Source organism: Moorena sp. SIO1F2 (genome assembly GCF_010672755.1).
Taxonomy (GTDB): domain Bacteria; phylum Cyanobacteriota; class Cyanobacteriia; order Cyanobacteriales; family Coleofasciculaceae; genus Moorena.
Map to the genome: position 1 here is coordinate 1 of NZ_JAAHFV010000179.1, position 13,041 is coordinate 13,041.

A 13,041-nucleotide genomic window follows, 5' to 3' on the forward strand; every position below is an offset into this window, starting at 1 on the left:
TTATCTCCCTATCTCCCCATCTCCCCACATTCCCCTCCTGGGAGGGGTTAGGGGTGGGTCCCACCCTCTCCTTAATTATGGGTATTCAACCTGACATGATATTAACCCTGTGTTGGGAGGGTTAGGAGTAACCTGGTCAGGATTTGCTAACCAAGCTGATCACCTGCTGAAAGCGATCGCACTCGGTCCCATTCAGGGTATCTGCTCATTGGTCGCCATGGTTTCTTCTGATGCTACGAGTAGGGTGCATTACTGACGCACCCTACGTTTTAGGCACTTTTCCGGCTTTTTATGCCAAGTCTGACCAGAGCTTTTTTTTTAGTTTTGTAAAGATTAGACAATCCACTGCGTAAAACTTGGATGGGCTTCAGAAATGTAAGTAGAGGTTGAATTCGAGTCAGCCAATGACCGAAACACCTCAGTATTAACATTACAAACTTCAAGGTTCAAACCAGGAGACTGATCATGTTTCGTAGTAAAGTAGCGATCTCGTCTGTAGTTCTATCTTTGGGTGTAATCAGTCACTGTCTACTCGACCCGAGTAAATTATGAAATTCTGGATGATGACGGCAGTGTAATTGGCACCAGCTCCATGTACACCAATCCCCCTAACCTCAGTGCTGGAGAAAGTGCTACTTTCGAGACGGAAATGTGGGGTGGTCGGGAATTAAAAACCACATCCGTTGACTGGGATCGTAAACCGACTCCATGATTTCGATATCAATTCACGCTTTTGAGGCACAAATTGCTGAGCAACTGAACCTAAGTATTTGGTCTTTAACTGAATTATTACCACTGAATCCCACATATGTTATCAATAAATTTAAAATTGACAGTTTTAATTAATAACTAAAAATTAACTATAGCGGTTTGCATAACTATCAGGTACACAGGATTGTTTTCCCTGTTCCCTGTTCCCTGCTCCCTGTTCCCTGCTCCATAAAAACCCATAACTATGTACTTAACAAAATCGCAAACCGCTATAAAAATTAAATAACAATTAACTAACAATTAACGATTTACCTGACTACGAAGTGATTAACAGTCGGAGATATTAGACTCAGATTTGAGTGAACAATCAACCCACCCCTTGAGCTTAAGCAGAAGGGGTGGGTTTTCATTAGTTTAATTACAATAGTAAGAGAGTAGCCAAAAAATAAAATACCAGTTTTTAGCTTGTAGGGTGGGCAACAACAGTTTGTTTCTTTTGATTATTCTAAATTATATTACTTTGCCCACCCTACTTTAATTGGTATTTTTTTTACACGCAAGTTCCATTAGCTAGCTGCTGACTATCCTAGACGTAGTAGGAGAAGTTGAGATCTGGAACCGTATCGATAACGACAATCTGACCAAGTGAGTCATTCTCGATCGTCCACAGGCCATTTTGTCCAGTGACAGAATTACGGAAGAAGAAATCATCAATACCATCTCGGTTAGCGTCATAGGCACCACGGAATTCCCAAGGACCGTCTGCGGGTCGGGCATCGATCAGCACTGGCTCCTGGAAAACAGTACCATCAAGCTCCCAGTAGGCAAACTGTTGGGTATTCATATTTTGCCAGATAGCATCTGCGTCACCATCGTCATCCATGTCTCCAGCCGCAACTAACTGCCAGGGATCACTAGGTGATATGATCATATTTTGATCATTGGTATCCGTAATAAAGGTAGCATTCTGAAATCCGTTTTGATCTATCTCCCAAACAGCAATTTCTCCGCTGGATGTGTTGTACCAGAAAATTTCTTCTGCACCATCACGGTTAACATCTCCGGTGCCACGGATTTCCCAGTTGAGGTCTGATCCTGGTTGACCTGCTGGTGCCTGAGTAGTGATTGCATCCTGGAACTCGGAGCGTTCCATGTTCCAAACCCCAACAGCGCCAGTCATCTTATTACGCCACAGAGGATTCCTGATACCATCCCCTAAATCTATAACACCACGGGCTTCAAATCCAGCGTTCTCTGGTACCAACACCTCCTGACCACTTTGATCTGTAATGAACGCTGTCGTCTCAACGCTAGTGCCCTGGCCATTTAGAGTCCACAAAGCAACTTGTGCATTGACAGGATTATGCCAGAACAGATCCACACTGGGGGCTCGGGTAATTTCAATGGCATCAACTCGCCCTCGCTCGAAATTCAATTCAGGATTATTGCTATCTGCCAGTACCGAGATTTGTATTTCATCCCCTGGAGCAAGGTCTATGTTTTGAAAAAGGGGTTTATTTGGATTATCCTCAGCACTTAGGGTGCCGCTTGAATTGCCACCCCTCAGAGGGACATAATTCCTTGGCTCAGCTGTTGGATCAGGTGTATTTGCAGGTATGTTTAGATTAAAAACATATGTACCAACTTCCTGTCCATTAACACTAAATGTCAGTGGAGATTCCCCATCCTCTTCGTCAAAGTAGGCAATACGAATATCATACTTACCAGCCGGTCCATCCTGTGCTGTCCATGTAAATGTCAGCACACCGGGTTCTCCTTGCGGGTTATCAAAGTTTGAGATCTCGACGGCTCGACCCCCTGAAGCAACGAGATCAATATTGTTGAAACCGGTTATGCCGTAGTTTTGTCGCGTAACGCGAGTGCCTTCTGCTTCAATCAGAACCATAAGATAGTTTTTTCCCAAAAGTTAGTTATCTGTGTTTACACTGGTTGGCTTTTCTTTTCAGTCCTGATGCACCAAAAAATTTTTAATTACTCCATCCCAACTAACTAAGTTATGGGATGTGTCACTTACAAAAGCGATGCAGAGGTGCGACCCGTGGCGAATTTAATTACGGGTCAAACGCACCATTACGGTCTTGGGGAGGCAGTGCGGTCTTGGGGGTCTCCCCCACTCGCGGTCTGCCGTGGTTTCCCCCATGAGCGACTGCATCAAGACACTGGAATTACTCAACGTCCCTGCCATGAGATGAGATAAGAGTCTGTGCACTTTATATGTGAACTTTTGGGGAAAAATTTAATCATGCTTATCGATGTATCTAGGGTACAGTAACTTTCTAGATACATGTTTTTAGATACCTATTTCTAGATATATCGATAAGGGTAAAACACCCCCTTTAATAGTTCAAAGATGCCCTGCTCAAATTTATCCAGTTTCACTGGATAAATTTTTTGAAGCCTTTTCTAGATTTTGACTGGCTAACGATACCCTGATAAAATTCCAACCCTAAGAGATGACCTAGTCAAAAAATTAGTTTTGTTCCAGGCTTCATATTTTTTTTTTGGCGTTTTGACTGAAAAAAAATCCTACCACTAGTATAAATGCCATAAAATTCCGTAATTGTCACTATGGAATTAGATATTTTAATTAAAATTTAATAAATATTTATTAAATTTTTACTGAGTTGGTACTAAGCAAAAAATAATTATTATATAACATCAGTGAGCTAAGAATTATGAATGAGTAATTTTCCCCTGCCTCAGAGCAGTTAGGGGTTATACCAAATCCGGGTTAAAGAATTACCTTTTTCATTCAGTCCCTCTTTCATTCAGTCATTGAGGTGTGCACACAAGTTTTTGCCCCAATCAATTTACTGTGGTGCAAAATTTGAGATTAGTAATAAAATTAACTAATTTACCTGGGGTGGTGACATGCAAGCTGAAATCCTTACTGGGTAATAATTTCAGCCCATAAGTTACTTAGCGATGCAGAGGTGCGACCCGTGGCGAATTAAATTCGCCACGGGTCGCACCTAAAAGATACATTCTGTTTTGGGCGCGACCTTGGACTATGTTATAAGGGTTTGAGCTTGCCATTAAATGAAAGGAGGGTTAATTTGGGACTGTATCAACCCATAGCTCATTGGCATCAAAGCCTTATATACTAAGCTTTTTAGGGCTCATGTCACCCCCTCAGCTAATTTACAATAAATAATGTTCAAATGTAGCCAGCTAGGTCTTGACTTGACGAAATCTCCAAAAAGCATCTATGGAAATCAGCTCAATCAAAGAATCATCAAAATTTTTCTGACGATTAGATGCGTTTGCCCTAAAACTCGGAGATATTAGACTCAGATTGAAGTGAACAAACAGCCCACCCCTTCTGCTTACGCTCAAGGGGTGGGTTTTTCGGAACTTTAATTACAACAGTAAAGCTAGCTGCTTACTATCTTAAACGTAGAAGGAGAAGTTAGTATCTTCGACCGGAGTGATGACGACAATATCATCCAGTGAGTTATTCTCGATCATCCAGATGCCATTCTGTCCAGAAAGGGAATTACGGAAGAAGAAATCATCAGTACCATCTTTGTTAGCGTCATAGGCACCACGGAATTCCCAAGGACCGTCTGCTGCTCGGGACTCGATCAGCACTGACTCCTGGTAAACAGTACCATCGAGCTTCCAGTAGGCAAACTTTCGGGTATTCATATTTTCCCAGATAGCATCTGCGTCACCATCGTTATCCATGTCTCCAGCCGCAACTAACCGCCAGGGATCCTTAGGTGATATTATCATATTGTCACCATTGGTATTCGTAATAAACGTAGCATTCTTAAACTGGTTTTCATCTATCTCCCAAACAGCAATTTCTCCGCTGGATTTGTTGTACCAGAAAATTTCTTCTGCACCACCACCGTTAACATCTCCCGTGCCACGGATTTCCCAGTCGAGGTTTGAACCTGGTTGACCCGCTGGTGCCTGAGTAGTTATTGCATTCTGGTACTCGGAGCCTTCCATGTTCCAAAACCCAACACCGCCGGTATGCGGATCACGCCACAGAGGTTTCCTGATACCATCAACTAAATCTATAACACCACGAGCTTTAAATGGATCGTTTGGTACCAACACGTCCTGACCACTTTGATCTGTAATGAATGCTGCCGTCTCGAGGCTAGTGCCTTCCTCATTTAGAGTCCACACACCAACTTTTCCACTCTTAGGATTAGGATTATGCCAGAACAGATCCAAACTGGGGATAATCTCTTCAGCTGGGGTAATTTTAATGGCATCAATTCGCCCTAGCTCGTAACTCCCCTCGCTCGGCATCCTGTTCGTCGTTGCCTCTACCGAGATTTGTATTATATCCTCTGGAGCAAGGTCTACGCTCTTAAAAATGGGATTTGGATTATTCTCAGCAGTTAGTGTGCCACTTTTATTGCCACCCGTTAAAGGGACATAATTCTCACGAACAGGTTCAAACACATCAACATTAGTTGAGAATTGTTCATCCAAAGAATACTCATCAACTTTCTTTCCATTGACTTTTAGTCTCAGTAGAGATTCCCCATCCTCTTCGTCAAAGTGGGCAATACTAATATCATACTTACCAATCGGTCCATCCTCTGCTGTCCATGTAAATGTAAGCAGACCGGGTTGTCCAACCGAGTCATCAAAGTTTTCTATTCGGACAACTTCAACGTTGAAAGCATCGTCACTAATAGTTTCACTAATGTAGTTTACTCGTGTTACGCGATCGCTTTCTGCTTGAATCAGAACCATAAGATAGTTTTATCCCAAAAGTTATCTGTGTTTACAGTGGTTGGCTTTTATTTTCTGTCGTAATGCACCAAAAAATTTATTTATAATTACTCCATCCCAACTCAGTCCCAACTCAGTAAGTTACGAGATGTGTAACTTACAACACTGGCATTACTTAAAGTCCCTGCCATTAAATGGAATAAGAGTCTGTGAACTTTGTTTGTGAACTTTTGGGGAAAATTTAATCATGCTTATCGATTTATCTATAGTAGAATACCTTACTAGATACCTATTTATAGATACATCGATAAGGGTAAAACACCCCTTTTAATAGTTCAAAGATGCCCTGCTCAAAATTATCCTGTGAAACTGGATAATTTTTTTGAAGCCTTTTTTATAGTTTTACTCGCTAACGATCCCCTGATACAATTCCACCCCTAACAGATGATCTACTCAAAAAAATATTTTTGTTCCAGGCTTCCTATTTTTTTTTGCGTTTTGACTTAAAAAAAAATCCTACCACTAGTATAAATGACAGAAAAATCCGTAAATGTCACTATCAAATTAGCGATTTTCATGAAAACTTCATAAAAATCTATAAAAAATTTACTGAGTTGGTACTGATCAAAAAAAAACCTTATATAAGATCAAGTTACCTAAGAGGATATCTGAAAAGTTTTTTGATACTGAATTTTGCCCCCCTAGCCCCCCAACTTTGGGGGAAGAGTCCATTTGCTTCTAAAAGTCCCCCAAAATTGGGGGACCAACGGGGGCTTGGATGTAGCAAATGGGACTTCTCAGACAACCTCTAAGAATATAGGCTGAATGCTTACCTTAGGGGTTATAGCAAATAGCGAAAAAACAACCCACCCCTTGAACTTAAGCAGAAGGGGTGGGTTTTTCTTGACTTTAATTACAACAGTAAAGCTAGCTGCTGACTATCCTAAACGTAGAAGGAGAAGTTAGTATCTTCGACCGGAGTGATAGAAACAAATTGATCCACTGAGTCATTCTTGATCATCCAGATGCCATTCTGTCCAGAAAGGGAATTACGGAAGAAGAAATCATCAGTACCATCTTTGTTAGCGTCATAGGCCCCACGGAATTCCCAACCACCGTCTGCCGCTGGGGAATCGATCGGCACTGCGTTCTGGAACTCCGAGCCTTCGAGGTTCCAGTAGGCAAACTGTTTGGTAGTCATATTTTGCCAGATAGCATCTGCGTCACCATCGCCATCCATGTCTCCAGCCGCAAGTAACTGCCAGTCATTGTCAGGTGATATGGTCATCTTGTCACCATTGGTATCCGTAATAAACCTAGCATTCTGAAACCCGGTTTCATCTATCTCCGAAACAGCAATTTCTCCAGTAGATGTGTTGTACCAGAAGATTTCTTCTGCACCACCACTGTAAACATCTCCGGTGCCACGGATTTCCCAGTCGAGGTTTGATCCTGGGCCATCTGCTGGTGGGTCAATAGTTATTGCCTCCTGCAACTCGGAGCCTTCCATCTTCCAAATGGCAACACCGCCGGTTTCGGTATTACGCCACAGAGGACTCCTGCTACCATCGCCTAAATCCACAACACCACGGGCTTCAAATCCAGTGTTCTCTGGTACCAACAACTCTTGACCACTTTGATCGGTAATGAACGCTGCGGTCTCGACGCTAGTGCCCTGTTGATTTAGAGTCCACACACCAACTTGTCCACTGACAGGATTATGCCAGAACAGATCCAAACTGGGGAGAATCTCTTCAGCTGGGGTAATTTCAATGGCATCAAGTCGCCCTAGCTCGAAATTATCATCATTATTAAGGCTATCTGCCACTACCGAGATTTCTATTTCATCCCCTGGAGCAAGGTCTACGTCCTTAAAAATGGCATTTGGATTAGCCTGAGCAGTTAGTGTGCTACTGGAATTGGCACCGCTCAGAGGGACATAATTCCTTGGCTCAGCTGTAATCCCAGGTAAGTTTAGATTATAAACATATGTACCAACTTCCTGTCCGTTGACACTAAATGTCAGTTCAGATTCCCCATCCACTTCGTCAAAGTAGGCAATACTAATATCGTATTTACCAGCAGCTCCATCCTCTGCTGTCCATTCAAATCTAAGCACACCAGGGTTTTCTTCAACCGGGTCATTAAAGTTTGAAATCTGGACGGCTCGACCGCCTGAAGCAACGGTATCAATACCATTTGCACTGGTTGTATCGTAGTTTATTCGCGTTACGCGATCGCTTTCAGCTTCAATCAGAACCATAAGATAGTTTTCTCCCAAAAGTTATCTGTGTTTACAGTGGTTGGCTTTTATTTTCCGTCGTAATGCACCAAAAAATTTTTAATTATTCCATCCCAACTTAGTAAGTCACGGGATGTGTAACTAAACTGGCATTACTCAATGTCCCTAGGATGAGATGAGATAAGAGTCTGTGCACTTTATCTGTGAACTTTTGGGGCAAATTTAATCATGCTTATCGATGTATCTAGACTACAGTACCTTTCTAGATACATGTTTCTAGATATATGGATAAGGGGAAAACACCCTCTTTAATAGTTCAAAGATGCCCTGCTCAAATTTATCCAGTTCCAGTGGATAAATTTTTTGAAGCCTTTTCTAGAGTTTGACTGGCTAACCATTCCCTGATCAAATCTCATCCCTAAAAGATGACCTAGTCAAAAAAGTAGTTTGGTTCTAGGCTTCAGATTTTTTTTTTGCGTTTTGACTTAAAAAAAATCCTACCATTAGTATAAATGGCATAAAAATCCGTAAATGTCACTATCAAAATAGGGATTTTAATGAAATTTTCATAAAAGTTTATGAAAAATTTACTGAGTTGATCCTGAGCAAAAACTAATTATTATATAACATCATTCAGCTAAGAATTATGAATGAGGAATTTTCCCGTGCCTCAGAGCAGTTAGTGGGTAAGCTATCAGCTATCAGCTAATGGGCTACGCCCACGCTACTTGAGGTGCTATCAGCTATCAGCTAATGGGCTAAGCGCAGGCTACTTGAGGTGTTTTTGAATAAAAGAGGTAAGCATTCGAATAATGCTGAGTTACGGAAAGCTGAAAAGGTTAACATAAGGGTATTTAATATCAGTTTAAAAATTCACTAATGTACAATAAATAATCTTCAAACCTAAATCTCCAAACCTAGCCAGCTAGGTCTTTATTGGACGAAATCTCCAAAAACCATCTGTGGAAATGAGCTAAATGAAACAATGATGAAACTTTTTATAGGAATAAAAATCTGTTGCTCTTGAAATCTAGGCTATCCACTATTACCGAGACAGTTACTCATTGGTAACGGCTAATGGGTAATAGGTAACTGGTCGGGGTTTGACCTATTACCTATTACCTATTACCTATTACCTATTACCTATTACCTATTACCTTACCTATTACCCGTGTTCCTTTCTTTACCTCAGGTAATTACAGTGGGAACCTCCCGCTCTGTAAACTTCCGAATCTGGGCAATCTCATGGGCAAGGGAAATCAGTGGTTCCAATGCTTGTTGAGTATCCACGTCATGGTTAGTGGAATCTGGCTCATAGCTCTCTAAATAGAGGCGTAGGGTTGCCCCTTTTGTGCCAGTACCAGATAGGCGGAATATAATCCGAGAGCCATCAGTAAAGCCAATCCGAATCCCCTGCTTTTGGCTGACGCTCCCATCTACTGGGTCTGTGTAACTAAAGTCATCACCATACTCTACCTGGTAAGAGCCAAATTGTTGTCCTTTCAGGTCTGGCACACTTGAACGCAAACGCTCCATCAGTTCCTGAGCTCGTGCCCCATCTACCTCTTCATAGTCATGGCGGGAATAGAAATTACGACCATAGGTTTGCCAATGGCTACGGACAATCTGCTCCACTGATTCACCCCGCACTGCCAGGATATTGAGCCAGAATAGCACTGCCCAAAGTCCATCTTTTTCCCGTACATGGTTAGAACCAGTGCCGAAACTTTCTTCACCGCACAAAGTGGCTTTACCTGCATCCAATAAATTGCCAAAAAACTTCCAACCTGTTGGGGTCTCATAGCAATCAATACCCAACTGAGCTGCCACTCGGTCTACAGCAGCACTGGTGGGCATGGAACGGGCTACCCCTGCTAAACCTTGACTATAACCAGGTACCAGATGGGCATTGGCGGTTAACACAGCTATGCTATCACTGGGGGTAACGAAGAACGAGCTTCCCAGGATCATATTGCGATCGCCATCTCCATCGGAAGCAGCCCCAAAATCTGGGGCATTATCACCATAGAGAATATCCACCAAGTCCTTAGCATAGACTAAATTGGGGTCAGGATGACCACCGCCAAAATCTTCTAACGGTATACCATTAAGTACAGTACCTTCTGGTGCCCCTAGGCGTTGTTCAAAAATAGCATGGGCATAGGGACCAGTTACCGCATGTAATGAATCCATACACATCCGGAATTTTCCAGAGGTTAGTAGCTGGTGAATGCGGTCAAAGTCAAATAGGGACTCCATCAATTGAGTATAAGGCTCAACTGGGTCAATCACTTCAACGCTCAAGGTTCCCAGAGTAAATGCACCTGGTCGGTCTAGATTCACATCCGCAGCGTCTAGGATTTTGTAACTATCGATGACTTTACTCCGAGCATAGATAGCTTCCGTCACCTTTTCTGGTGCTGGTCCACCATTACTGGTGTTATACTTGACACCGAAGTCACCCTTTGGACCCCCAGGATTGTGGCTAGCCGAGAGGATAATGCCACCTAATGCCTTATGCTTGCGAATAACACAAGATGCTGCTGGGGTAGACAGAATACCACCACAACCGACTAACAACCGACCTAACCCATTGGCGGCTGCCATTTTGAGAATGGTCTGAATTGCTTGCCGATTGTAGTAGCGACCATCACCCCCTACAACTAGGGTTTGACCTTCACAGCCTTCTAGGGAGTCAAAGATAGACTGGATAAAGTTTTCTAGGTAATGGGGCTCCTGAAAAACGGTGACCGACTTACGGAGTCCGGAAGTACCGGGCTTTTGGTCTGTAAAGGGCTTAGTAGAGACAGTGCGTATGTTCATTACAAGCTAGCTACAGGTTTTACTGCTAATTCTTTATTGTTAACTGTTACCTGTTCATTGTTAATGAAAAATTCAAAAGTCTTTGATAAATGACTCGTGAATTTAGTGATCCCTGGTCTAGCAAAGCACGAACGCACTATCAATCCTTACCTACGCACATTTTTGTTTATTTGTCAATGCTTTACTTTAATCTATCTAACCTACAAGCGATTAGCTTTGCACAGGGTTAGCTAATCGCTGATTAAGAACTAAATTTTCATCTGACCGCTAAACTTATAATCCAACAGCAAGTCACTAGGTTATAGCTAATGAGCCTTGGGCTGAATCCTGACACTAAATTTCTCGGTCGAAGCCATATTTTTCGCGGATATGGGTATTAAAATACTGACCGATAGAAGGATTATCTTTCAAACCATTGTAGATCTCCTCTGGTACATCTCGATACTTGTAGATACTACCATTATTAAATTCAAGCCGAAGAATTTTTTTGTCTACATCGTAGTCGAAGGATTTAATCACAGCACTGGTACTTTTCAGCAATGGGAAAGCAATCACATCCCGAATACTCGGTGAATTAGTCAGTAGCATCACTAAACGGTCAATACCAATACCTAAACCACCAGTGGGAGGCATACCATACTCCAGGGCAGCGAGAAAGTCTTCATCAACATCTTGAGCTTCCAAATCTCCTGCTGCTTTCTTGGCTGCTTGTGCTTCTAGTCGTTGCCGTTGATCTATCGGATCAGTTAACTCAGAATAACTGTTTGCTGTTTCTCTTCCTACTATAAACAATTCAAACCGTTCCACTAAACCTGATTTTGAGCGATGGGGTTTAGTGAGGGGAGAGATTTCCACAGGATAATCCAGAACAAAAGTCGGTTGGATTAACGTTTCTTCTACCTTTTGCTCAAAGGCTTCATTGAGCAATTTGCCAATAGAATAGCAATCATTGGGAACCTCCACACCAGCATCTTTGGCTGCTGCTTTTGCCTGCTCAATATTGGTGAATTTATCAAAATCTAAACCAGTTTGGTCTTTGACTAACTCGTGCATCGTTACTTTACGCCAAGGGGGAGTTAGATCAATTACTTCACCTTGGTAGTTAATAGTTAGTGTACCTAACACTTCCTTAGCAGCATTACTGATTAGATTTTCCGTCAACACCATCATCTGATTATAATCGGCGTAAGCCTGATAGATTTCAATCATGGTGAATTCCGGATTGTGACGAGTCGAAATTCCTTCATTGCGGAAAACACGCCCCAACTCATACACCTTTTCAAAACCACCAACAATTAGTCGCTTCAGATGCAACTCCGTAGCAATACGTAGATACAAGTCCATTTGTAAGGTGTTGTGGTAGGTGATAAAAGGACGGGCATCTGCACCACCAGCTTGACTCTGAAGTACCGGAGTTTCAATTTCAATAAAATCCTGTTGGTTTAAATAGTGCCGAATAGAAGCAGTTATTTTGGCACGACGACGAAAGGTTTCCCGGACATCAGGATTAACAATTAGGTCAACATAACGTTGACGATAGCGCTTTTCTGTATCCGTCAAACCATGCCACTTATCTGGTAAAGGTAACAGAGATTTGGTCAGGATATCATACTCCTTGACATAGATCGAGAGTTCCCCTTTCTCCGTACGCTTGATGGTTCCTTTTGCCCCAATAATATCTCCAGTATCAGTGAGTTTTTTGAGAATATTGAAAGCATTAGGAAGGTCTGCCATTTTAGCAGTGATTCTCTTTTTATCCAGGTAAAGCTGAATTGTACCGGTCTCATCCTGAATGTTGAAGAAAGCTAATTTACCAAAGACACGACGAGCTATAATCCGACCAGCAACAGCCACTTCCACATCTACTTCTTCGCCATTGCCTAGGTCAGCATAGTTTTGCTGCAATTCGGCAGCCTGAGCTGTAGATTCCCAATTATAGGCATAGGGGATTAATCCTTCTGCTTTGAGTTGTTCAACTTTTTCAAGCCGTGTGGTGCGAATTTCTTCTAGAGTTGAAGTGCTTTGTGGTTCTGGACGGGATTGGTCTGACATAATTTATAGCGACAATCTAGCTAGTGGACAAATAGTGGATAAACTGTAAGTTAGTGCTGCATGGTGACCCCTTATTATATAGCAATTTATAAGTTAAACGTTAACATCCTCGTTAACATAGGTAACGGGGAACATAAGGTAAGTATAACTAGTTATCAATAAGTTATCAATAATCATTTAGCACTGCTCTATAACTATAATTATAGCTGATTTTTTAAACCTGATCAAATATAACTAGTTTTATAGATTGTTTTAATAATTAGTAGTTTATAATCATAATTAATCTGTCAGTTATCATAACGATGATTCCATTAATGCTTCCGATTACATGCTCTAAAATTTACTGACTTGATTGGGGATATTATTGTTATAGATTATCTGCTATCAAGCTCCCTATAAATTTAATTTAATGTTATAATAATTATGAGCATTGCTAGAACAATCCCCAATTACCCCTTCCCGATTACCCCTTCCCGATTACTATGGTAAATAAC

At 41.8% G+C, this 13,041-nt stretch carries 7 protein-coding genes and 1 pseudogene; 3 read left to right on the top strand and 5 right to left on the bottom strand.

The window, feature by feature from the left end:
- Positions 1-538: 538 nt before the first annotated feature.
- Both F6J94_RS20010 and F6J94_RS20015 read left to right on the top strand, forming a co-directional pair.
- Positions 539-712: pseudogene (locus F6J94_RS20010) on the top strand (FxLYD domain-containing protein); the annotation flags it as partial.
- Positions 713-870: 158 nt separating this feature from the next.
- The gene (locus F6J94_RS20015; protein WP_293043634.1) at positions 871-993 is read left to right on the top strand and encodes a hypothetical protein; all 123 of its coding nucleotides are present in this window, start codon (positions 871-873) and stop codon (positions 991-993) included.
- Positions 994-1,297: 304 nt separating this feature from the next.
- Here the strand turns inward: F6J94_RS20015 and F6J94_RS20020 are convergent, their stop codons facing one another.
- A complete protein-coding gene (locus F6J94_RS20020) occupies positions 1,298-2,617 on the bottom strand; it encodes a hypothetical protein (RefSeq protein WP_293043636.1) in 1,320 nt (439 codons plus the stop codon).
- A 111-nt stretch (positions 2,618-2,728) separates the two neighbouring features.
- On the opposite strand from F6J94_RS20020, the gene F6J94_RS20025 reads away from it, so the two are divergent.
- Complete coding sequence (locus F6J94_RS20025) at positions 2,729-2,929, top strand: hypothetical protein (protein ID WP_293028160.1); 201 nt, start codon at positions 2,729-2,731, stop codon at positions 2,927-2,929.
- A 1,193-nt stretch (positions 2,930-4,122) separates the two neighbouring features.
- Here the strand turns inward: F6J94_RS20025 and F6J94_RS20030 are convergent.
- The 4 genes from F6J94_RS20030 to lysS all read right to left on the bottom strand — a co-directional run bounded on the left by F6J94_RS20030 (position 4,123) and on the right by lysS (position 12,547).
- On the bottom strand, positions 4,123-5,451 hold the full coding sequence (locus F6J94_RS20030; RefSeq protein ID WP_293043638.1) for a VCBS repeat-containing protein: 1,329 nt from the start codon (positions 5,449-5,451) through the stop codon (positions 4,123-4,125).
- A 922-nt stretch (positions 5,452-6,373) separates the two neighbouring features.
- Complete coding sequence (locus F6J94_RS20035; protein ID WP_293043640.1) at positions 6,374-7,693, bottom strand: hypothetical protein; 1,320 nt, start codon at positions 7,691-7,693, stop codon at positions 6,374-6,376.
- Between the two features lie 1,167 nt (positions 7,694-8,860).
- Positions 8,861-10,495 carry an alpha-D-glucose phosphate-specific phosphoglucomutase gene (locus tag F6J94_RS20040; protein WP_293043642.1) on the bottom strand — a complete coding sequence of 545 codons (1,635 nt, stop codon included), beginning with the start codon at positions 10,493-10,495 and terminating at the stop codon, positions 8,861-8,863.
- Between the two features lie 333 nt (positions 10,496-10,828).
- The gene (lysS, locus tag F6J94_RS20045; protein WP_293043644.1) at positions 10,829-12,547 is read right to left on the bottom strand and encodes a lysine--tRNA ligase; all 1,719 of its coding nucleotides are present in this window, start codon (positions 12,545-12,547) and stop codon (positions 10,829-10,831) included.
- Positions 12,548-13,041 lie beyond the last annotated feature (494 nt).